Consider the following 21,546-nt stretch of genomic DNA (forward strand, 5'->3'; position numbering starts at 1 on the left):
GTCGCTGAACCATTTACCGGAGACCTCTTCAGATTTCGATCACCGCCACGCCGTGACTTCACCCGGCCTGCACAAATTTATGAAACGCGCCCTAGTAGGAGGCGGCGAGCGTCGCGAGGCCCGCGCCGACCAGTGCCACCGCCCAGACGGTGTCCAGGTTGACGCGGGCCAGCCGGGAGAGCCGCAGCCCCACCGTCTGGTAGACCACGAGTGCGATCGCGCCGGCGACCGTGACCATGGCGGCGGTGTGCACGCCGGTGGCCAGGAAGCCCGCCCACAGCGGATCACCGAGAGCCGAGGCGGCGTGGGCGTGCCCGAGACCCGGCGGCGGGTCGGCGACCAGCACGGGCACGAGCATCAGGCCGGCACCGTGGACGCTCGACATCAGAAACGACCACCCGGCCAGCTGCGCGGCGGACAGGTGCAGGCCCGGCGGGCCGACGTGCCGGCGCGACACCGCCCGCCACAGCCCGAAGCCGACGAGCACGAGGCCGCCGCCGATCGCCACGACCCGGGTCGCGACCACCGATTGCAGGGCGCTGACCAGGCCGGCGACCACGAAGATCGAGGCGGCGTGCCCGGCCGCGATCGGCGCGAGGGCCCGGAGCACCGCGGCCCGGCTGCGCTCCTGCACCCCGTTGGCGACCGCCAGCAGCCAGCCCATGCCGGGGTTGAGGCCGTGGAAGGCCCCCATCGCCGCGAGCAGCGCGATCACCGGCACGACCCCGGAGCCTAGCGCGCGTGTCATCCGGCCGGTGGACACCGGCCGGGTGGGCTTTCCGGTGACGTCTCATGCCGCCGGGGGCGGGGCCGATGGCACGCACGTCGCGGTCACCGACCCTCGAGGAGCACGGATGCACCCTGGAGCACGCACCATCTTCGGCCTGCTGATGGCGGCAGGCGGCACCCTTGTGGCGGTGAACCCGGCGGCGGCCGCGGCGGTCACCCCGGCCGCGCTGCCGCACAAGGTCGGCGGGTTCACCGAGCCGGCCACCCGGGTCAACGCGAAGTCGCAGCCCGGCGTGTACGGGACGCTGCCGGACAGCGCGAGCGTGAAGGCCGACCTGCCGGCCGTCGGCGACCAGGGCCAGATCGGCTCGTGCGTCGCCTGGACCATCGCCCACTCGATCATGGGCTACTACGCGAAGCGCGACGGCGGGACCGGCGCCCCGTACGCGCCGCTGTACCTCTACATGCGGTCGGTGCAGAAGGGTGGCGCGCCGAACGCGGGCCTGTCGCCGGAGAAGGCGCTGACCGAGGCCGCCGTCAACGGCGTCGACACCCAGGACGACTACCTGCAGGGCACCACCAACTACACGGTCCCGCCGACCGCGGCGGAGATCGCGAACGCCAAGAACTACAAGGTCTCCAGCTGGAAGACCCTGTGGACCGGCTCGGGCCAGGGCGCCGCCGGGCAGGTCGCGGTGGAGACCGCGATCGCCGCCGGCTCGCCGGTCGCGATCGGCATGCCGGTCTTCAAGGACTTCATGTACCTGACCGGCGGCGCGCTCTACCAGACGACCAGCGGCACGAACCTCGGCGGGCACATGGTCACCGCGTACGCGTACGACGCCGAGGGCGTGTGGATCCGCAACCAGTGGGGCACCGCGTGGGGCGCCTCCGGCGACGCGCACCTCGCCTGGGCGTTCGTCAACACCAACGTGCAGGCCGCATACACCATCTCCGGCGTGACCACCCCGTCGAAGGTCACCGTGCCCCGGCCGTCGGTGTCGACGCTGTCGCAGGTCCGCGGGCCGGTCACCGGCGGCACCGAGGTCACCATCACCGGCGGCAACCTGGCCACCGCCACGACGGTGAAGTTCGGCGAGACCGCGGCCCAGTTCCGCAAGGTCGAGACGAACGGCGTCACCAGCCTGGTCGCCACGTCGCCCGCGCACGCCAAGGGGGCCGTCGACGTGACCGTCGTCAACGTCGCCGGGGTCAGCACGCTGAACTCGCAGGCGCGCTTCCTGTACCAGCCGCCGCTGCCCGTCGTGACGAGCCTCAGCGCCGCGAGCGCGTCCGTCGTCGGCGGTGACGCCCTCACGGTCACCGGCGCCAACTTCGACGGCGCGACCGCCGTGCGCATCGGCGCCAACCCCGCCGCCAAGGTGAAGGTGCTGTCGCCGACGACGATCACCTTCACCGTGCCCGCGAAGCTCGTCCCCGGCATCTACGACGTGACGGTCGTGACCCCGTCCGGCACCAGCGCCACGGTCGCCGCCGACAAGCTCGCGATCGTCAACCCGCCCGCGCCGACCATCGTCTCGCTGAGCGTGACCAGCGGCCCGACCTACCTGCCCACCCCGGTGGTCGTCACCGGCACCAACCTCGGCGGCGTCACCGGGGTCAGCGTCGGCGGGGTGGCCGCCCTGTACCAGCGGGTCTCCGACACCCAGCTGAAGGTCACGATGCCGGTCCACGCGGCGGGCCAGGCGACCGTGCGGGTGACCACCGTCGGCGGCAGCGTCGAGGGCGTCTCGGCGCCGTTCACCTACGTCGCGCCGCCCGCGCCGGTCGTGTCCGCGGTGGCCCCGGCGACCGGCGGCACCAGGACATGGACGACTGTCGAGATCTCCGGCAGCAACTTCGTGGCCGTCGACAAGGTCACCTCCAACGGCGTCGCGGTCTCGTTCGTCAGGCTCTCCGACACCAGGCTCAAGGTGTACCTGCCGCCGCGCCCCGCGGGCCCGGTCCAGCTCCAGGTCATCACGAAGGGTGGCACCAGCGCTGCTGCCACGACGTCGACCTTCACCTACAAGGTCTGACGTACCCGCAGGAAAAGGCCGTCCCGCACCCGGGCAACCGGGGCGGGACGGCTTTGCCCGTCCCGGAGGTTGCATCCCGGTGCTGTCGAGATGAGTACATTTCCTCACCCGGATGAATCGTTTGATGGGGCATCGCCTCACCCGATCGACCGCTACCCTTTGCCGGACTTCGATCCTTGCTGGGGGTGAACCCGGGTGCGACGAATCCTTTTCGCGGTGGCCGCCGCCGGTGCGATCAGTGCACTGGGCGCCTGCACGGCATCTGGCCCGGAGGAGGTGCGCACTCCCGGACTCGCCGACCGGGGCGTCACGATGACCACGGTGAAGCCGGCCCGGCAGGACCTGACCAACAAGGTGAGCCTGACCGGCAAGGTGCAGCTGAGCCCGACGTTCGGCCTGGTCGCCCCGATCGACGGCGAGATCCGCTACCTCGACGTGAAGGCGTCGACGAGCACGCCGACGAAGCCCACCAAGGTCGCCAACGTCTGGGCCGGCGGCAAGGCCACCCCCATCGAGGTGCCGGCCGGCGCCGTCTTCAGCGGCCGCCTCGTCGACGACCGGTCCAAGGTGACCGCCGGGATGCCGGTGGTCTCGGCGAAACAGGCCGGCTACGGCGTGGTCGCGGACATCGAGGGTGCCCAGGCGTACCAGATCTCCGACCAGCTCGAGTCGGTGCAGGCGCAGATCAAGAACGGCCCGGGGCCGTTCCCCTGCACGGTCCTCGGCACGCTCGCCGCCCTGCCCGCGGGCACGATCCCGGAGCCCGTCACGCCGACGCCCAACCCGTCGGCCGTGCCGGTGCCGCAGCCGAGGGTCACCGGCCAGCAGCAGCAGCCTTCCGAGCCCACGGGCATGCGGCTGGTCTGCGTGCCGCCGGCCGACGTCAAGGCGATCAACGGCGCCGCCGCCACGGTCGAGGTGATCACCGCCCGCGCCGCGAACGTGCTGGTCCTGCCGGTCGAGGCGGTCGCCGGCTCGCAGGGCAAGGGGAAGGTCGACGTCGTCAAGGCCGACCAGACGCGGGAGACCCGCGAGGTGACGCTCGGGCTCAGCGACGGCAAGGTCATCGAGATCAAGAGCGGCCTCACCGGCGACGAGACGGTCGCCGTGCCCGGGCCGAACCTGCCGGCCGCCAAGAACAACGGCGGGGAGCCGATGCCCGGGTTCAGCAAATGAGCCCGCTCATCGAGATGGTGGGCATCACCAAGACGCTGAAGGGCCAGCAGGAGCCCCGGGTGATCCTCGACGGCGTCGACCTGACCGTCGACCCCGGCGAGAGCGTCGCGATCCTCGGCCGGTCCGGGTCGGGCAAGAGCACCCTGCTGAGCCTCATCGGGCTCTTCGACCGGCCGGACGACGGGCACTACTTCATGGACGGCCGCGACCTGGCCCGCATCCCGGAGCGGAAGGCCGCCGCCCTGCGCAGCGCCCAGTTCGGCTTCGTCTTCCAGCGCTTCTTCCTGCTCAAGCACCTGACCGCCGCCCAGAACGTGGCGATGGCGCTGGTCAACGGGCAGGGCTGGCTGCCGCGCCGGCACCGCCGCGCCCGCGTGCTGGAGGCGCTCGACCTGGTCGGCATCGCGCACCTGGCGAAGCAGCGCCCGGCGAAGCTCTCCGGCGGTGAGCAGCAGCGGGTCGCTGTCGCCCGGGCCCTGGTGCGGCAGCCGAGGCTGCTGCTGGCGGACGAGCCGACCGGCGCGCTGGACACCGAGACCGGCAACCTCGTCATCGAGGTCATGCGCGCCGCCACCGACCGCGGCTGCGGGCTGATCCTCGTCACGCACGACCACGCGCACGCGGCCAAGATGCAGCGCGTGCTGACCCTCACCAACGGCGTGCTGACGGCACCGGACGGGAGCCCGACGGAAGTGCTGACGGCACCGGACCAGAGGCCGACGGAAGTGCTGACGGCACCGGACCAGAGGCCGACGGAAATGCTGACGGCGCCGGGCTGGGGCGCGACGGAGGTGCCGGCATGATCCGGCTGTCGGGCCGGCTCCGGTCGGCGCTCATCATCGGCGGGCAGGGCATCAGGTCACGCAAGCTGCGCACCTTCCTGTCCATGATCAGCCTGTTCCTGGGCGTCCTTGCCGTCGTCACCGTCCAGGCCGGCGCGGAGACGGCGAAGACCCTGCGCCTCGCCGACCTGGAGTTGCACGTCGGCAAGGACGGCACCCGGCAGATGTACATCCCGCCGATGCCCGACGCGATGGACGCCGCCCTCACCACCGTCACGGGCAAGCCCGGCGCCGTCGGCATGCTGGGCTACCAGGCGATCATCGGCGAGCCGGACGTGCTGCCGATCAACCAGGGCGCCGCGCCGTTCGACAACAACGAGGGCGGCTACTACGGCCCGGGCATGCCGATGAACTGCGACCCGATGACCGGCATGTGCCGCCCGATGGAGCCGGTCGCGCAGCCGCCCCGCGGGCAGGCGATCGAGGTCGTCCTGCAGGGCCTGACCGGCGACGTCCGGCAGTTCCGCCCGTTCCGCCCGGTCAGCGGCGACTGGCTCGACTTCGGCGGCGACCCCTCCTACTCGCCCCGCCTGGTGATCAACAAGGAGGCGGCGAAGGGCTTCACCCGCTACCAGATCCCGGCGGAGATGCGCGTCGAGGGCGCGACCGCCAACCCGACGCCCCGCATCATCGGCGTCGTCGACGACGGCAACCCCCAGCCGACCGCCTACGTGCGGGCCGACGAGATGCGCAACTGGATGCCGAAGCCGTCGGCGAACCAGATGTACGGCCCGGGCCTGCAGCTGCTGTTCGCCCCCGGTGCCGGGGAGACCGAGGGACTGGTGATCCGCAAGCTCACCGGCCTCGGCGTACCGCAGGAGATGCTGCACGTGGAGACCATCAACGCCCGGAAGGACATCGCGGGCGAGCTGGCGATCATCCGCTGGATCTTCCTCGGCATGGCCGCCCTGGTACTGCTCATCGGCGTCGCCGGCATCCTCAACGTCGGCCTGGCGACCGTGGGGGAGCGGGTCGAGGAGTTCGCGCTGCGCCGGGCCGTCGGCACGCCCCGCTCCCTGCTGGCCGGCATCGTCCTGGCGGAGACGCTGCTGACCGGCCTGCTGACCGCGGCCGCCGCGATCGGCCTGGCGGTGGTGGCGCTCGACGTGGGCGCCGGGCTGCTGGGCTCGCGGGTGCCGCAGCTGCAGGAGATGACGTTCCCGTGGCAGGCGGGGGTCGCCGGCGTCATCGCGGGCCTGGTGGCGGGCCTGCTCGGCGGCCTGATCCCGGCCATCCGCGCCGCGCGGATCCCGATCGCCACGGTCATGCGGGCCTGAGCTCGCACAACCGTGGCGATCAGGCGAGGATCACGGAGCCCAGGGGTTCTCCACGGACCAGGTCGTGTCCTCGGTGAACGAGGTGGGGTTGTCCCACGCGTTCGGCCCGCCCGGCGTCGCCAGCCACAGCTCCGACGCCCGGTGGCGCAGGAACTGGCCGGGGAAGTTCCAGGCGGTCAGCCGCACCCCGCCGGTGCCCTGCTGGGCGCACCAGGTGGCGTCGGCCTTGAAGAGCGCCGAGTTGTCGTTCGGGTCCTTGCGCACCCGGTAGGCCTGGTGCCGCAGGTACTGGCCGGGGAAGTTGCGCGACTCGAAGGAGTAGCACGACGCGTCGGCCAGGCCGGGCACGATCCTCCAGGTCGCGTCCTGCTTGAGCAGCGTGCTGCTGTTGGCGTCGACGACCTCGGTGTAGCCCAGGCTGTTCTGGTGCCTGATGTACCGGGTGGTGCAGCACGGCGTCACGACCCGGAACGACCGGTACACGTTCGTCGGCAGCGTGGCCGGCGGCGGCGGGTTGGTCGAGGCGTTGATGAGCGCCTGGTTCGCCGCCCGGAACCGGGCCACGTCGACCTTCATCACCTGGCGGTCGTAGGTGAGGAAGCCGTTGCTCTCGTTCTCCACGTCGGTGATCTCGGTGTAGACCGACGCGGACAGGCCCGCCGGCATGCCGCCGGTGCGGAGCTGGTCGTACAGGCCGACGATGCGGTTGTTGAGGTTCGTGGCGTTGCCCTGGTCCTCGTAGCTGAAGCCGTTGCCGGGCGACCACTCGTGACCGGAGACGCGAAGCCCCAGGCCGCCGAACTCGCCGAGCACCGCGGCGCGGGTCGCGGTCGGCAGGGTGGAGCCGGGACCGACGTAGATGTGGTTGTCGATCACGTCGCCGTTGCCGCCGTCGACGGAGCCGCAGCAGTTGACCCCGCTCATGTTGTTGACCAGGCGCGACGGGTCGTAGGCCTTGACGTCGCCGGCGATGCGGGCCTGGTCGTACTGCCCCCAGCCCTCGTTCTGGTCGACCCACATGACCAGCGACGGCGAGCTGCGGTGCTGGTCGATGATGCGGTGGTACTCGGCCTCCCACTGGGTCCGCGCGGCCGTCGTCGGGTTCTTGCCGGTCGGCATGGCGGGCATGTCCTGCCACACCAGGAGGCCGAGCTGGTCGGCGTGGTAGAACCAGCGCTGCGGCTCGACCTTGATGTGCTTGCGCACCATGTTGAAGCCGAGGTCCTTGTGCGCCTGCAGGTCGGAGCGCAGCGCGGCGTCGGTGGGCGCGGTGTAGATGCCGTCGGGCCAGTAGCCCTGGTCCAGCGTGCCGGACTGGAAGACGAACTGGCCGTTGAGCAGGATGCGCAGCTTGCCGTTGACGCTGCCGATCGAGATCGACCGCATGCCGGCGTAGCTGCCGACCGAGTCCACGACCGTGGAGCCGCTCTTGAGGTCGACGCGGACGTTGTACAGGAACGGGTCGCTGGGCGACCAGCGGTGCGCGTTCGGCACCGGGACGCTGAACGCGGTGCCCGTCCCGCCGTTGGCGGTGCCGACCTGGGTGGTGCCGTTCAGGACGGTGGCGGTCACGGTGTGCCCGGACAGGCCGGCGCCCTGCACGTTGACCGACAGCGTGTTGTTGGACAGGTTCGGCACCAGGTCCACGCGGGTGATCCGGGCCGTCGGGGTCGGCTCCAGCCAGACCGTCTGCCAGATGCCGGAGGCGCCGGTGTAGAAGATGCCGCCGCCCGCGTGCGGGAGCACGTCGTTGCGGCGCTGCTTGCCGACCGCCTGGGTGCCCGCGTCGGTCGGGTCGTAGACGCCGACGATGATCGTGTTGGTGCCGCCGTTGAGCAGTCCCGTGATGTCGTAGGTGAAGGCGTCGTAGCCTCCACTGTGGACCGCTCCGGCCTGGGTCCCGTTGACCCACACGGTGGTCTGCCAGTCGACCGCGCCGAAGTTGAGCTGCACCCGGCGGCCGGCCCAGCCCGACGGGACCGTGAACGTCCGCTTGTACCAGAGCTTGTCGTTCTCCGTGACCTTGCGCTGGATGCCGGACAGCGCCGACTCCACCGGGTAGGGCACCCGGATCTGCTCACCGAACGTGGCCGGCGGGCTGGTCTGGCCGCTGCCGGTGACCGCGAAGTCCCAGATGCCGTTGAGGTTCTGCCAGTCGGTGCGGGTCAGCTGCGGGCGCGGGTATTCCGGCAGCGGGTTGGCCGTGGGCACCGAGTTGGTCCACGGGGTGGTCATCGGCGGCGTCTTCGGAGTCCATGCGCTCGCGGGGGCGGCCGTGGCGATCACGGTGCCCGCCGTGGCCAGCAACGGTGCCAGCGCGAGCGCGAACCATCTGGAGAGCTTCATACGAGTGGCTCCTCGAGGTATGCGTCAGCCCCGGTGGCGGCCGAGGCTGATCCGTGAGGACGCGAACGTCCCCACGGACCAACACATAACCTCACGATCCAACGAAGAGTGTCAAGAGTCACTCATCAATATCCCGCACAAGCGCGGGAAAGGACCGCACATTTTCCAACATCATGCGCCGATGAGTTCGAACTTCTCCCAGGGTCCGATCGTGTCGCGGTTCGCGATGAGCGAGCCGGCGCCGTTGTTCTCCGCGACGACGTACTTGCTGTTCACCGTCGCCTGCAGGCTCTCGCTGCCGTCGGCGTTGCGGATCAGGTTGAACGTCTCCCACGACCCGGCCGTGGCCCGGTTGGCGAGCAGCGGGTTGGCCCCGCCGTTCTCCGCGCAGACGAACTGACCGGTCGCCTTCGACTTCAGGGCCACCTTGCCGCCGCCGAGGTCGACGAGCTCGAACTGCTGCGCGGTGCCGATCGTCGCCGAGTTGGCGATGAGGGCCGTGGTCGCGTTCGCCGCCGTCACGTACTGGTTGTTCGTCAGCGACCGCAGGCTCACCGTCGGGCCGGTGGAGGTGGTCCCGGTGGTGAACGTGAACGCGTCCACGTCGAACAGGTAGCCCGTGCCGCCCTTGAACACCAGGTACAGCGTGGTGGCGCTCGCGGGGCCGGCGACCAGGTTGGCCGTCACGTTGGCGAACGTCTCCCAGCCGCCGGTCGGGGCGACCGTGGCGGTGCCGAGCAGGGTCCCGGTCGGCGAACCGGCCCGGACCTCGATCGTGCCGCCGGCGCCGGCCGAGGACACCCGCGCGGTGAACTGGGTGACGTTGTTCAGCAGGTACGGCGTGTAGGCGATCCAGTCGCCGTTCTCGATGAAGCCGGCGGTGTTGCCACCCTCGGCCGCGGCGTGCGGGGCGACCTGCACGCCCGACTGGCTGCTGTAGTGCTCACCCTGCCGGTGCTTCGGCTGCAGGGTGCGGATGACGTGCGTGGTCAGGCCGCCGTTGTCGGTGTACGCCGCGTCGAAGACGCCGTAGATGTTCGCCGACGCGTCGTGCTCGCCGTCCACCGGCACCGTGATCGAGCCGGTGCAGCCGGTCTTCGAGGTGATCTGGTGGGCGTGGCTGTCGTGCCCCAGCGAGTAGGTCATGCTGACCTTGGCGCAGTTGATCGTGCCGTCCTCGGGATCGGTGACGCTGATCGTGAAGGGCACCGTGTCGCCGAAGTTGAACAGCTGGCCGTCCGCCGGGGTCGTCAGCGTCACCTTGGGCGCGGTGTTGCCGACGGTGATCACCGTGCTCGCCGACCCCGTGAGGTTCGTGGGGTCCTTGACGGTGAGCGTCGGGGTCTTCGTGCCGTTGGTGGTGTAGGTGTACGTGGGGTTCGCGGCGGTCGAGTCGGTGGTGCCGTTGCCGTCGAAGTCCCAGGCGTAGGTGAGCGCACCGCCCTCCGGGTCCGAGCTGCCGGACGAGGAGAAGCTCACCGTCAGCGGGGCGGGGCCGGACGTCACCGACGCGGTGATCTTCGCCGTCGGGGCGCGGTTGCCGCCGCCGATGTACTCCACCCGGTACAGCGCCTGGTTGCCGCTGCCGGTGCCGTAGTCCAGCACGTACAGCGCGCCGTCCGGGCCGAACGCCATGTCCATGACCTGGGTGCCGGCCCACGGGAACGTGGAGATCTCACCGGGGGAGCCGTCGGCGTTGACCTTGATCGGCTTGATCCAGCGGCGGCCGTACTCGCCGGCGAAGAACTGGCCGTCGAGGGTCTGCGGGAACTTCACGGCCGAGTTGAGACCGGCGTTGTAGCGGTACACCGGACCACCCATCGGCGACTCCGAGCCGCCGCCGAACTCCGGCGGGGTCGAGTCGAACCCGTAACGGATCCAGCTCGGCTTGGCCGCGGGCAGCGTGGTCAGACCGGTGTTGCGGAACGAGTTGTTCGTCGGGCCGCCGGTGCAGTTGTACTTGGGACCGGTGGTGTTGGTGGCGAAGTTCCACTCGTTGTAGGTCTCGGCCGTGGTGTTCGTGCCGGTGCAGTACGGCCAGCCGTAGTTGCCGGGGCCGGTGATCCGGTTGAACTCGACCTGCCCGCCGGGACCGCGGTTGGGGTCGGCGGCGCCCGCGTCAGGGCCGTAGTCGCCCAGGTAGACGATGCCGGTCGGCTTGTCCACGCTCATCCGGAACGGGTTGCGCAGGCCCATCGCGTAGATCTCGGGACGGGTCTTCGCGGTGCCCGGGGCGAACAGGTTGCCCGACGGGATGGCGTACGTGCCGTCCGTGTTCGGCTTGATCCGCAGGACCTTGCCCCGCAGGTCGTTGGTGTTGGCCGAGGACCGCTGCGCGTCGAACTGCGGGTTGCGGTTGGTCACCTCGTCGATCGGCGCGTAGGAGCCGGACTCGAACGGGTTGGTGTCGTCGCCCGTGGTCAGGTACAGGTTGCCGGCCGCGTCGAAGTCGATGTCGCCGCCGACGTGGCAGCACTGGCCACGGTCGTTGTTCACGGTCATGACGATCTTCTCGCTGGCCATGTCCAGCGTGTTGTCGGCCTTCATGGTGAAGCGGGACAGGTTGAGGTGCCCCTGCCACGGCGCGAAGTCCGCCGCGGTGCCCGTCTTCGGCGCGTCGCCGGCCGGGGTGGACAGCGTCGGCGAGTAGTACAGCCAGATCCAGCGGTTGGTGGCGAAGCCGGGGTCGACGGCGACGCCCTGCAGGCCTTCCTCGTCGTGGGTGTAGACCGACAGCTTGGCGGCCTGCTTGGTGTTGCCGGCGGCGTCGGTGACGCGGACTGTGCCGTCACGGGCCGTGTGGATCACCGTGCGGTCGGGCATCACCGCCAAGGACATCGGCTCGCCGAGCTCGGCGCTGCCGAGGGCCAGCTGGACGTGCTGATAGTCGGAGGCGGGGAGGGGGATGGCCGAGGCGGCGGGCGCGTGGACGAACGCGGCCGCCGCGGAGCTGCCGGCGGCGAGCGTGGCCGCGGTGAGCAGCCTTCTCCACCGGCGCTGGGATGGTGCCATGCGGGGTGTCCTTCCTGGGCTGATGGGGGTGCCAGCCAGGCAAGACGCGCGCCGATCGCGCTACCTGAGGACCGCTCGCGACCGGGGCGCCGACCCTTTGCGCGCGCGGGCGGGAACTAACTGCGCGGTGGATGGCGGCCACCGCGTTAGTTATCAGAGCTAACTAACCACCGCGGCCCGCAAACGGCAATGCCGAGTTTTTCGAGATGCGGCATTTCTGCCGTTCTACGGAAAACTCATGGCAGTCGATGTGCACATTGAGAACCTCTGAGGTTTGTCGTTATAAAACCGTGACCTCGTGCAAGATTGCTCACATGTGGTAACCGTCACACGCGATTTTTGTCCGTCTTTACGCGCTTTGAAGGGTGGTCACGCGCTGGAAACGCTCCGGTAATCGATCACGGAGCGTAAGAATTCTGGACTTGAGCCGTTACCGGCGAGTAACTACGGGCCTTGTCCGCGCACGACGCAGGCGGCAACATCGTCCGCACGCCCCAATCCCCGGTTCCACCCCCTGCGTACGCAGGGCCGGCCGGGGCGTCGAGACACCCAGACCGGTGCGAGCGCCCGCAGTGACAGGAGCGCAGCACCGCACGCACCCCGCGACCCAAGAGGAGCTTCTCGTGTCCGTAGCTCAGGGCAGCGCGGTGAAGGGCCGCACGCGATGGAAGCGTTTCGCAACCGTCGTCGTGCCTTCCGCCTTCATCGCCGGCGCCATCGTCTTCGGCCAGGCGACCGGCGCGATCGCCGCGTCGTTCAGCGTCTCCGGCCAGCAGTTCAAGGTCTCCGCCGACAAGCTCGAGGGCACCGGCTTCGTCCAGTACGGCGGCCTCGCCACGGAGAAGGGCGGCAACCCCGCCAACCCGGCCGACCCGAAGAACCACTTCGTCGCGGTCTCGGGCATCAAGTCCGCCAAGCTCTACAACCTGTGCCAGTCGGTGAAGGTCCCCGGCCTGCCTGTCAGCATGGTGATCCACGCCGGTCAGGCCGCGGGCGCCCCGGCCGAGGCGACCGACCTGCTGATCGACCTGACGTCGCTCAAGGGCGACGCCACGTTCGAGAACATCCAGATCGGCATCGACGCGTCGGACCTGAGCAAGGGCGGCCCGAACGCCAAGGGCCTGCAGGGCAGCTTCGCCCAGCAGGCGGACAGCGTGGTCATCACCAACCTCAAGCAGGTCGCCTGGTCGACCACGGCCGGCACGTTCAAGCTGACCGGTCTCGACCTGAGCCTCTCCACCGGTGGCACCCCCTTCGAGTGCTTCTAGCCCCACCGCCTGGGCCCGCGGAGTCACACCCGCGGGCCCAGTTGTTTGTAGTCAGGCAGTCACTAGCTCCACGGGCTAGCGCCCGCGGCCGGCGGGGGGTTCCCACCCCGCGCCCCCCATGCGACGCAAGCGCCGCACTAGTGCTCTATTGCTGGAGGGCTCCGTGACCACTCCCCACCCTTCGCACGTCAAGCGTCGTGCTGGTGGCTTCAGCAAGTGGCGCGACTCGCGTCCCTTCTGGGGTGGGTTGTTCCTGCTTCTTTCGGGCCTGGAACTGTTCCTCAGCGCCAACCTGCAGCTCGCCCTGGAGGTCCACTTCGGACCGACGGGCTTCCTGTCCTACGTCATCCCCGCGATGCTGCTGCTGTGCGGCCTGCTGACCTGGCTGTCGCCGGCGCAGCGGCTGTTCTACGGCATCCTGGGCACCCTCACCGCGCTGTACTCGATCATCGGGCTCAACCTGGGCGGCTTCTTCATCGGCATGATCTTCGGCGTCATCGGCGGCGGCCTGGCCGCCTCCTGGTCGCCCGGGACCCCCGCGGAGCCCACCACCGCCGAAGATGACGACACGGCGACCTACGAGCCGGCGGAGCTCGACGACCTGCTCAGCAACGAGCCGGACGAGCCGGTCGGGCAGACCGGCTACGAGCGCCCGTCGCTGCGCAAGGAGACCGACGCCGGTCATGACATCGCTTATGACGAGCCGACCCGGGAGCAGCCCGTCCCCCGGCACTCGTCGGGGGTGTTGACCGACTCGCTGCCGATCTCCCAGCGCAGCCCGCTGCACGACGCGCCGTCCTACGAGGCGCCTTCCTACGGTGGTGCCGGCAGCGCCGACGACGAGCGGCCGCCGTCGGGCAACGACGACCTGCCGAGGCGGCGCGGGCTCGGCATCCCGCTGTTCGCACTGCTGCTCACCGGCACCGTCGCGGGATCGGTTCTGTTCGGCGCGGCCCACGGCGGCACGCCGGCGTTCGCGGCGCCGGCCACCTGCGCCTCCCCGTCGGTGAAGCCGAGCACCGGCACCCAGCCGGCGCCCAGCGGCGCGACGTCGGCACCCGCGCCGGCATCGCCGAGCCCGAGCCCGTCGCCGACCAAGACCGCGGAGGAGAAGCCGGGCCTGTTCGACTGGCTCGGCGACCTCTTCGGCGGCGGTGACGACAAGAAGGCCGAGACCACCGCGTCGGCGACCGCGGCCCCGCCCGCGGCGCAGGCGGAGACGACCGCGTCCCCGGTCGCGCCGGCCACGACCTCGACGGCGACGAAGTCGCCCTCGAAGGCACCGTGCCCGAGCGCGTCGGCCACCCCGAACGACAAGAAGGCCCAGGTCGCGGCCGGTCAGCCCTTCGTGGCGTCGGCGCCGTCCATCCTCATCGCCGACCAGATGACGATGGACAGCCTCGTCTACGACGGCGTGGCGGAGCTGACGAAGAAGGACGGCAGCAAGGTCAAGGTGCTGGCGTTCAGCATGAAGAACTCGGTGTCGACCCCGTTCGAGCTGCGGACCCCCGGAGCGCCGAAGCTGCTGCTGACGAAGAGCAGCAAGCTGACCGTCGAGGGCAACGTGAAGTTCTACACGTCGAAGTTCTCCGCGAACGTGCTGGGCATCCTGCCGCTGACCTTCACCCCGTCGTTCCCGCCGCCGCCGATCCCGCTGCCGGGGTACTACACCAACTGCAACATCGAGCTGGTCTACGTGCAGTCCAACGTCCTGCGGGCGCCCGGGCTGAGCATCGCCTACGCGTCCTGATCAGGTGGTGGGAGTCGATAGGTCACCGGGGTCTCCGACAACCTGATCGGGGACGCCACCGACCTGGCACCGTCGACTTCCACCACCGGCGCGAGCCCCAGCCGCTCCGCCAGCGCGATCCCCTCCGCCACCGTGTTCACCGGCCCGCACGGCACCCCCACCGTGTGCAGCAGCTCGATCCAGTGCGTTTTCGGCCGCTGTACCGTCACCGCCTCGATCCTGTCGACGAGGTCCTGCCGGTGCGCGACCCGGCCGGCGTTCGTGGCGAACCGGGGGTCCGGTGCCAGCCCGAGCGTCGCTGAGAGCCGCTCGAACTGCCGGTCGTTGCCCACCGCCACCGCGAACTCGCCGTCGCTCGCGCGCAGCGTCTCGTAGGGCGCGATGCTCGGGTGCCGGTTGCCCATCCGCCGCGGCACCACGCCGGCGTTCAGGTAGGCCGAGGCCTGGTTGACCAGCCCCGCGAGCAGGCTGGACAGCAGGTCCACCTCGACCCGCTGCCCCCGGCCGGTCCGCTCCCGGGCGTAGAGCGCCGCCAGGACGCCCGCGGTCAGCTGCTGGCCGGCGAGCACGTCCACCAGCGCGACGCCCACCTTCGTCGGCGCGCCCGCCGGGTCGCCCGTGATCGACATCAGGCCGCCGACCGCCTGCACGAGGAAGTCGTACCCGGGGGAGTGGTGCTGCCGGCCGAAGCCGGTGACGCTGGCGTAGACGAGCCGGGGACTGCCGATCTGCTCGTAGCCCAGACCGAAGCGCTCCATCGTGCCGGGGGCGAAGTTCTCCACCAGTACATCGGCCGCCGACGCCAACTCGAGCGCCTGTCGCCGGCCGTCGTCGGTGCCCAGATCCAGCGCCAGCCCGCGTTTGTTGCGGTTGACGGACAGGAAGTAGGTCGAGCGCCCGTCGGCGGCGAACGGCGGCCCCCACGACCTGGTGTCGTCGCCCGCGCCGGGCCGCTCCACCTTGACGACGTCGGCGCCGAGGTCGCCGAGCGTCATGGTGGCGATCGGCCCGGCGAGGACTCTGGAGAAGTCCGCGACGAGGATGCCGTCGAGGGGGCCCACGCTCTAGATTCTCTGCAGTGCGGCCCGCAGCGGGTCCAGGCCCAGCGAGCCGAGGTTGAGCGCGTCGCGGTGGAAGGCCTTCAGGTCGAAGGCGGCGCCCTTGCGGGCCCGGGCGTCGTCGCGGGCGGCGAGCCAGGCGCGCTCGCCGAGCTTGTACGCCGGTGCCTGGCCGGGCCAGCCCAGGTAGCGGTTGAGCTCGAAGCGCAGGCTCTTCTCCTCGACCCGGCAGTGCGCGCGCAGGAACTCCCAGCCCAGCTCCGGGGTCCACCGCTCGCCCGGCGCGAAGCCGAACGGGTTGTCGCGGGGGATCTCCAGCTCCAGGTGCATGCCGATGTCGATGATCACCCGGACGGCGCGGAACGCCTGGCCGTCGAGCATGCCGAGCTTGTCGCCCGGGTCGGCGAGGTAGCCCAGCTCGTCCATGAGCCGCTCCGCGTAGAGCGCCCAGCCCTCGCCGTGGCCGGACGACCACGCCAGGATCCGGCGCCACCGGTTGAGCAGCTCGGCCCGCACGTACGTCTGCCCGATCTGCAGGTGATGGCCGGGGACGCCCTCGTGGTAGACCGTGGTGACCTCGCGCCAGGTGGAGAACTCCTCGATGCCCTGCGGCACCGCCCACCACATGCGGCCCGGGCGGGAGAAGTCCTCGCTCGGCCCGGTGTAGTAGATGCCGCCGTCGGACGTCGGCGCCAGCATGCACTCGATCTGCCGGACCTGCTCGGGGATGTCGAAGTGCCGCCCGTGCAGCTCGCTCACGGTCGCGTCGGCGAGCGACTGCATCCAGTCGCGGAACGCCTCCTTGCCGCGGATCGTGCGGGCCGGGTCGGCGTCGAGCGCGGCGACCGCGTCGTCGACCGAGCCGCCGGGCACGATCTTGTCGGCGACGGTGCGCATCTCGCTCTCGAGGCGGGCGAGCTCCTCGAAGCCCCACGCGTACGCCTCGTCGAGGTCGACGGTGGCGCCGAGGAAGTAGCGGGAGGCGAGCTGGTAGCGCTCGCGCCCGGCGGCCTCCTTCTCCCGGCCCAGCGGCGCCAGCTCGCGGCGCAGGAACTCCGCGTGCGCGACGGTCGCGGCGCGGGCCGCCACCGCGTTGCGCGCCAGCTCCTCGGCGAGCGTGGTCTTGTGGCCGGCGCCGACCTTCGCGGCCAGGTCCGGGTAGAAGTTGTCACCCTCGGGATCGGCCCAGACCTCGCACTGCTTGGCGACCTCGATGATCTGCCGGGCCGGCGCGACGTGCCCCTGCTGCGCGGCGTGCAGCAGGGAGCGCTGCCACTGGTCCAGCGCGACCGGCACCTCGGCCAGGCGGTCGCGGACGTTGGTCGCGGCCTCCTCACCCTCGGTCGCCATGAGGTCGAACGAGCTCCGCACCCCGTGCAGCGGGCTGGAGATGACGTTGATGTCGCTGGTCATGTCGCCGGCCTCGAACCGCTCCAGGGCGAGCCCCAGGCGCTCCTGCATGGCCTCCCTGGCCACCCGCTCGCTCTCGCTGGTGGGCGTCTGCGCCGCGAGGGCGGCGAGAGTGCGCCGGTCCAGGTCGGCGAGGGCTGCGAAACCGTCGGGCGACAGGTCGGTCAACCTGTCGTCATACCCGGCCACTCCGACGAAGGTCGCCCCGGTCGGGTCGAGGGGCGCCCACTGCTCGACATAGCTGTTGGCGATGTCATCGATAGATCCCACGCGCCGACCCTACGGGACTGCGTCCTGCGCTGTCGCCTTTGTCGAGGCCAATTCGCAACTGGTGGACTGACCTGCGCCCAGACGTCCGAAATCCGCGCGACTTTTTGTTTTCGACGGGAGCAAAGTAAGGCCCATGACGTCTCCCGCTCCTGACGCGTCCCGCTGGCTCCCGGCCTTCCTGGCCGTCGCCCTGATCTGGGGCACCAGCTTCATGTTCATCAAGGACGCGCTGGTCGAGCTCGAGCCGGTGTACGTCGCCGGCTACCGGATCCTCCTCGGTGCGCTCACCCTGCTGATCTTCCTGTTCGCCCGCGGCCTGCGCCCGCCGCGAGGGCTCCGCCTCTGGGTCCACCTGTTCGTCTACGCGACCGTCGCCACCACGGTGCCCTTCACGCTCTTCGGCTACGCGGAGCAGCGGGTCCCGTCGGTCCTCGCCGGCATCTGGAACGGCACCGCCCCGCTCACCACGCTCGTCGTGACCCTGGTCGCGATGCGGTCCGAGCGCCCCTCCCGGCGGCAGATCCTCGGACTTCTCGCCGGTTTCGCCGGTGTACTGGTGGTCCTCGGCGTCTGGAACGGGGTGGGCGGCTCGTCGCTGGCCGGCCAGCTGATGCTCCTCGGCGCGGTCACCTGCTACGGCATCGCGTTCAACTACACCCGCTGGCTCATGAAGAACTTCGAGCTGTCAGCGCTGCAGCTGTCGGTCGGTCAGCTCACCATGTCGACGCTGCAGCTGCTGGTCGCGGCGCCGCTGATCGCCGGGGCGCCGCCGTCGCCGCTGTCGCACTCGCCACGGGTCTACCTGGCGGTGGTCGCGCTCGGCGTGTTCGGCACCGGGATCGCCTTCGCCCTGAACAACCACGTCGTGCGCACCGCCGGGATCACCACCGGCTCGATGGTGACCTACCTGCCGCCCTTCGTCGGCGCCGTGGCCGGCGTCGTCGTCCTGCACGAGCACCTGACCTGGAACCAGCCCGTGGGCGGCATCATCGTGCTGTGCGGCGTCGGCATCTCGCAGGGGCTATTCGTGCGATTGGGCCCAGCTCTTAAGGTCGGCGGCCGGAAGCGTGTTGACGATCCGGTCGAGCGGCACCCCGCAGGCGACGGCGCGCGCGCAGCCGTTTGACAGCCAGTCGAGCTGCCCGGGCGCGTGCGCGTCGGTGTCGATCGAGAATCTGCACCCCGTCTCGAGCGCGACCCGCAGCAGCCGCTTCGGCGGGTCGAGCCGCTCCGGCCGCGAGTTGATCTCGATCGCCTTGTCGTGCTCGACGGCCTTCTCGAAGACCTGCTCCGGATGGAACCGGCTTTCTGGCCTGGTGCCACGACCGCCCGTGATAAGGCGCCCGGTGCAGTGGCCCAGAATGTCCAGGTGCGGGTTGGCCAGAGCGGTGACCATCCGGCGGGTCATCACGTCCGGCTCGTCCTTCAGGTTGCTGTGCACCGAGCCGACCACCACGTCGAGCCGCTCCAGCAGCTCGTCGGTCTGGTCGAGCGAGCCGTCGGCGAGGATGTCGACCTCGATGCCCGTCAGGATCCGGAACTGCATGCCCAGCTCCGCGAAGCCCGCGTTGAGGTCGGCGACCACGTCGAGCTGCTCGGCGAGCCGCTCCGCCGACAGCCCCCGGGCCACCGTCAGCCGCGGCGAGTGGTCGGTGAGCACCAGGTATTCGTGCCCGATCGCGGCCGCCGCCAGGGCCATCTCGTCGATCGGCGACCCGCCGTCGGACCAGTCCGAGTGCGCGTGACAGTCACCGCGCAGCGCCGCCAGCATCGCGGCGGTCGCCTCGTCGAGGTCCTGCCCGGCGGTCGACTCCAGGCGGCGCAGGTAGACCGGCTCCTCGCCGGCGAGCGACTCGACCACGCACCGGGCGGTCACCTCGCCGACGCCCTGCAGGTCCTTCAGCGTGCCGTTGCCCGCCCGCGCGGCCAGCTCGCCCTCCGGCAGCTTCGCCAGGGTCGCCGCCGCGCCGCGGAACGCGCGCACCCGGTAGGTCTTCTCGCCGGCTCGCTCCAGCAGGAACGCGATGCGCCGCAGATCGGCGAGCGGATCCCTCATGCCCTAGAAGGTAGTGCTCCTCGACGGCCGGTGCGTGACCACCGTCCGTGTCCTCGTCAGTGTCGCGAACGGGTTGGCGAACTGCAGCACCAGCGCCTTGTGCCGGGACTCCGGCCGGCAGGTGATCATCAGCAGCTGGTCGCCGCCGCGCACGTCCCAGAACGTGCCGTCGTGCACGCCCGCCGTGATCACCCCGTCGATGTGCAGCGCCCCCGGCCGCAGCCGCTTGGCCACCGCCGGCGCCTCGGACCGCGGCACGATCCTGATCGAGGCGATCTCCTCGACCGGCACCTCGACCCTTCCTGTCCCCGTCCACCAGCTGTCCAGCCCCTGCGGCTCGATGACCAGGGCCGTGTCGGTGACCGTCAGCTGCAGGTTTGTCGGAATTCTCATCAACGCGACCGGCCCAACCGTCATCAGACCCAAGACCGTCGCGAGCGCCAATCCGGTGCTCATAACCGCGAATGTACGCCCGTCAACGTTTCGCGTTGGCCGTTTCCGAAAATCATGACCGTTGGGAGTTGACATGCGAACGATCGACTGGATCGACGACGCCGTCGTCCTCATCGACCAGACCCTGCTGCCCGCTGAGCTGGTCCACCTCCGCCTGTCCACTGTGGATGAACTGGTCGACGCCATCAAACGCCTGGCCGTGCGCGGCGCACCGGCCCTCGGCGTGGCCGGCGCGATGGGCGTCGCCCTGGCGGCCGCCTCGTCCTCCGACCCGACGGTCGTCCGCGAGCTGGTGCACCGCCTGGCCACCGCCCGCCCGACCGCCGTCAATCTCGCCCGCGGCGTCGACCGCGCCGCCGCCCACCTGCCGTCCTTCCCCGCCGTGCTGGCCGAGGCGCTGCGCGTGCGCGACGAGGAGATCCATTCCTCCACCGAGATGGCCCGCCGCGGCGCCGACCTGGTCACGTCCCTCTGCGGCCCGTCCGCCCGCCTCCTGACCCACTGCAACACCGGCGCCCTGGCCACCGTCGTCGGCGGCACCGCCCTCGCCGTCGCCTTCGAGCTGCACCGCCGCGGCACCCTCGCGAGCGTCACCGCCAGCGAGACCCGCCCCCTCCTGCAGGGCGCCCGCCTGACCACCTGGGAGCTCGCCCGGGCCGGCATCCCCCACCGCCTGTCCGTCGACTCCGCCGGCCCCTTCCTCATGGCCCGCGGCGAGATCGACGCCGTCATCCTCGGCGCCGACCGCATCTGCGCCAACGGCGACGTGGTCAACAAGGTCGGCAGCTACGCCCACGCTCTGGGCGCCCGCGCCGCCGGCATCCCCTTCATCTGCGTCGCCCCCGAATCCACCGTCGACCCCTCCACCCCCACCGGCGCCGACGTGGAGATCGAGGACCGCGGCCCCGCCGAAGTCGTCGGCACCACCGCCCCTCCAGCCACCCCCGCGGTGAACCCCGCCTTCGACGTGACCCCCGCCTCCCTGGTCACCGCCATCGTCACCGACACCCGCATCTGGTACCCCACTTCACCCCGCCCGCCCCACCACGCCACCGATGCCCCACGCACCGCCCCCTCGCGCCTGCCCCACCCCGCAACCCACCCGGCACTCGAGCAATGACCACAAGTCGCACGCTTGCGTCGTCGCACAGGGACATCGCAGTGTGCGTTCATGCGTAGTGAAGCGCCGAGCCTGCTGCCGCTGTTCTGCTCGCGGCATCAGGCCGAGCCGCTGACCTGGCTCTACCTGCACCCGCACGACGAGTATCCGGCGACCGGCCTCGCAGCCCGTCTCGGTTGACCCGCTGTCGACCCTGCATCGCGAGGCGCCGCGCCTCGTGACCGCGGGCTTGATCCATGACCGCAAGGTCGGCCGGACGCGGCTGCTGCGGGCCGCCACCGAACACCGCGTCGCGCACGCCCTCAGGCAGCTGCTGTTGCTCACGTTTCGGACCGCAGACGGTGGTCGGCGAAGCGTTCGCCGACGTGCGTGACGTGCGACGCGTGTACATCTACGGTTCCTGGGCGGCACGGCACGACGGCCAACCGGGAGCCCTGCCCAACGACGTGGATGTGCTGGTGGTGGGTACCCCCGCGCGTGCCGCCGTCTACGAAGCGGCGGACGCCGCACAGGACCGCCTCGGCCTTCCTGTGAACCCGACGATGCGATCGCCGCGGCAGTGGCAGGATGCTTCGGACGCCCTCGTTCAACAGATCAAGGCGTCGCCCTTGGTGACAATCATCGACCGTGATGCCACCGACTAGCCCCAACGCCGTTCAGTTAGGTGGTTCGGTGGGTTGTCAAGGGTAGGGGTTGATGATGTCGATGCTGGTGGTGGCTTGGTAGCTGTGCCGGTCGAT

General features: G+C 70.6%; 17 protein-coding genes. 10 read left to right on the forward strand and 7 right to left on the reverse strand.

What is annotated here, in order from left to right; genetic code table 11:
* Positions 1-91 precede the first annotated feature (91 nt).
* Entirely contained in the window at positions 92-748 is a 657-nt protein-coding gene (locus AB0I21_RS54155; RefSeq protein ID WP_360573384.1) for a hypothetical protein, read from the reverse strand.
* Between the two features lie 106 nt (positions 749-854).
* Between AB0I21_RS54155 and AB0I21_RS54160 the strand changes: the two genes are divergently transcribed.
* From AB0I21_RS54160 to AB0I21_RS54175, 4 genes are all read left to right on the forward strand, one after another.
* Entirely contained in the window at positions 855-2,768 is a 1,914-nt protein-coding gene (locus AB0I21_RS54160) for an IPT/TIG domain-containing protein (protein ID WP_360573386.1), read from the forward strand.
* A gap of 195 nt (positions 2,769-2,963) precedes the next feature.
* Entirely contained in the window at positions 2,964-3,944 is a 981-nt protein-coding gene (locus tag AB0I21_RS54165; protein ID WP_360573388.1) for an efflux RND transporter periplasmic adaptor subunit, read from the forward strand.
* On the forward strand, positions 3,941-4,747 hold the full coding sequence (locus AB0I21_RS54170; protein WP_360573390.1) for an ABC transporter ATP-binding protein: 807 nt from the start codon (positions 3,941-3,943) through the stop codon (positions 4,745-4,747). The genes AB0I21_RS54165 and AB0I21_RS54170 overlap by 4 nt, the downstream gene beginning before the upstream one ends.
* Positions 4,744-6,063 (forward strand): FtsX-like permease family protein, encoded by a 1,320-nt coding sequence (locus AB0I21_RS54175; protein WP_360573392.1) that lies wholly within the window; start codon positions 4,744-4,746, stop codon positions 6,061-6,063. Before AB0I21_RS54170 ends, AB0I21_RS54175 begins: the two co-directional genes overlap by 4 nt.
* Positions 6,064-6,093: 30 nt before the next feature.
* Here AB0I21_RS54175 and AB0I21_RS54180 read toward each other — a convergent pair whose 3' ends face one another.
* Both AB0I21_RS54180 and AB0I21_RS54185 read right to left on the reverse strand, forming a co-directional pair.
* A complete protein-coding gene (locus AB0I21_RS54180; RefSeq protein WP_360573394.1) occupies positions 6,094-8,409 on the reverse strand; it encodes an AbfB domain-containing protein in 2,316 nt (771 codons plus the stop codon).
* Positions 8,410-8,580: 171 nt separating this feature from the next.
* Complete coding sequence (locus tag AB0I21_RS54185) at positions 8,581-11,421, reverse strand: PQQ-dependent sugar dehydrogenase (RefSeq protein ID WP_360573396.1); 2,841 nt, start codon at positions 11,419-11,421, stop codon at positions 8,581-8,583.
* A 623-nt stretch (positions 11,422-12,044) separates the two neighbouring features.
* On the opposite strand from AB0I21_RS54185, the gene AB0I21_RS54190 reads away from it, so the two are divergent.
* Positions 12,045-12,689, forward strand: coding sequence for a DUF6230 family protein (locus AB0I21_RS54190; protein WP_344501279.1), 645 nt, complete (start codon positions 12,045-12,047; stop codon positions 12,687-12,689).
* Between the two features lie 163 nt (positions 12,690-12,852).
* On the forward strand, positions 12,853-14,439 hold the full coding sequence (locus AB0I21_RS54195) for a DUF6114 domain-containing protein (protein WP_360573398.1): 1,587 nt from the start codon (positions 12,853-12,855) through the stop codon (positions 14,437-14,439).
* Here the strand turns inward: AB0I21_RS54195 and AB0I21_RS54200 are convergent.
* Together AB0I21_RS54200 and AB0I21_RS54205 are read right to left on the reverse strand one after the other, a co-directional pair.
* Complete coding sequence (locus tag AB0I21_RS54200) at positions 14,427-15,500, reverse strand: CoA transferase (protein ID WP_360573400.1); 1,074 nt, start codon at positions 15,498-15,500, stop codon at positions 14,427-14,429. The two genes, AB0I21_RS54195 and AB0I21_RS54200, sit on opposite strands and share 13 nt — an antisense overlap.
* Before the next feature lie 3 nt (positions 15,501-15,503).
* Complete coding sequence (locus AB0I21_RS54205; RefSeq protein ID WP_360573402.1) at positions 15,504-17,177, reverse strand: DUF885 domain-containing protein; 1,674 nt, start codon at positions 17,175-17,177, stop codon at positions 15,504-15,506.
* Between the two features lie 133 nt (positions 17,178-17,310).
* Here AB0I21_RS54205 and AB0I21_RS54210 point away from each other — a divergent pair, with 133 nt between their 5' ends.
* Positions 17,311-18,303 (forward strand): DMT family transporter, encoded by a 993-nt coding sequence (locus AB0I21_RS54210; RefSeq protein WP_360573404.1) that lies wholly within the window; start codon positions 17,311-17,313, stop codon positions 18,301-18,303.
* Here the strand turns inward: AB0I21_RS54210 and AB0I21_RS54215 are convergent.
* On the reverse strand, positions 18,199-19,233 hold the full coding sequence (locus AB0I21_RS54215; protein WP_360573406.1) for a PHP domain-containing protein: 1,035 nt from the start codon (positions 19,231-19,233) through the stop codon (positions 18,199-18,201). The genes AB0I21_RS54210 and AB0I21_RS54215 overlap by 105 nt on opposite strands.
* A gap of 3 nt (positions 19,234-19,236) precedes the next feature.
* Positions 19,237-19,626 carry a hypothetical protein gene (locus AB0I21_RS54220; RefSeq protein WP_360573408.1) on the reverse strand — a complete coding sequence of 130 codons (390 nt, stop codon included), beginning with the start codon at positions 19,624-19,626 and terminating at the stop codon, positions 19,237-19,239.
* 133 nt (positions 19,627-19,759) lie between these two features.
* Between AB0I21_RS54220 and mtnA the strand changes: the two genes are divergently transcribed.
* From mtnA to AB0I21_RS54235, 3 genes are all read left to right on the forward strand, one after another.
* The gene (gene mtnA, locus AB0I21_RS54225) at positions 19,760-20,806 is read left to right on the forward strand and encodes an S-methyl-5-thioribose-1-phosphate isomerase (RefSeq protein WP_360573410.1); all 1,047 of its coding nucleotides are present in this window, start codon (positions 19,760-19,762) and stop codon (positions 20,804-20,806) included.
* A 51-nt stretch (positions 20,807-20,857) separates the two neighbouring features.
* Positions 20,858-20,986 carry a hypothetical protein gene (locus AB0I21_RS54230; protein ID WP_360573412.1) on the forward strand — a complete coding sequence of 43 codons (129 nt, stop codon included), beginning with the start codon at positions 20,858-20,860 and terminating at the stop codon, positions 20,984-20,986.
* A 161-nt stretch (positions 20,987-21,147) separates the two neighbouring features.
* Positions 21,148-21,450: a hypothetical protein gene (locus AB0I21_RS54235; protein ID WP_360573414.1), complete on the forward strand. Its 303-nt coding sequence runs from the start codon at positions 21,148-21,150 to the stop codon at positions 21,448-21,450.
* Positions 21,451-21,546 lie beyond the last annotated feature (96 nt).

Source organism: Dactylosporangium sp. NPDC050588 (genome assembly GCF_040654975.1).
GTDB lineage: Bacteria > Actinomycetota > Actinomycetes > Mycobacteriales > Micromonosporaceae > Dactylosporangium > Dactylosporangium maewongense.

Bases quoted from the DNA above. Each gene is read 5' to 3' on its own strand.
- AB0I21_RS54175 (WP_360573392.1), top strand. From the start codon at position 4,744: ATGATCCGGCTGTCGGGCCGGCTCCGGTCGGCGCTCATCATCGGCGGG.
- AB0I21_RS54215 (WP_360573406.1), bottom strand. From the start codon at position 19,233: ATGAGGGATCCGCTCGCCGATCTGCGGCGCATCGCGTTCCTGCTGGAG.
- AB0I21_RS54180 (WP_360573394.1), bottom strand. From the start codon at position 8,409: ATGAAGCTCTCCAGATGGTTCGCGCTCGCGCTGGCACCGTTGCTGGCC.
- AB0I21_RS54160 (WP_360573386.1), top strand. From the start codon at position 855: ATGCACCCTGGAGCACGCACCATCTTCGGCCTGCTGATGGCGGCAGGC.
- AB0I21_RS54210 (WP_360573404.1), top strand. From the start codon at position 17,311: ATGACGTCTCCCGCTCCTGACGCGTCCCGCTGGCTCCCGGCCTTCCTG.
- AB0I21_RS54185 (WP_360573396.1), bottom strand. From the start codon at position 11,421: ATGGCACCATCCCAGCGCCGGTGGAGAAGGCTGCTCACCGCGGCCACG.
- AB0I21_RS54170 (WP_360573390.1), top strand. From the start codon at position 3,941: ATGAGCCCGCTCATCGAGATGGTGGGCATCACCAAGACGCTGAAGGGC.
- AB0I21_RS54155 (WP_360573384.1), bottom strand. From the start codon at position 748: ATGACACGCGCGCTAGGCTCCGGGGTCGTGCCGGTGATCGCGCTGCTC.
- AB0I21_RS54220 (WP_360573408.1), bottom strand. From the start codon at position 19,626: ATGAGAATTCCGACAAACCTGCAGCTGACGGTCACCGACACGGCCCTG.
- mtnA (WP_360573410.1), top strand. From the start codon at position 19,760: ATGCGAACGATCGACTGGATCGACGACGCCGTCGTCCTCATCGACCAG.
- AB0I21_RS54230 (WP_360573412.1), top strand. From the start codon at position 20,858: ATGCGTAGTGAAGCGCCGAGCCTGCTGCCGCTGTTCTGCTCGCGGCAT.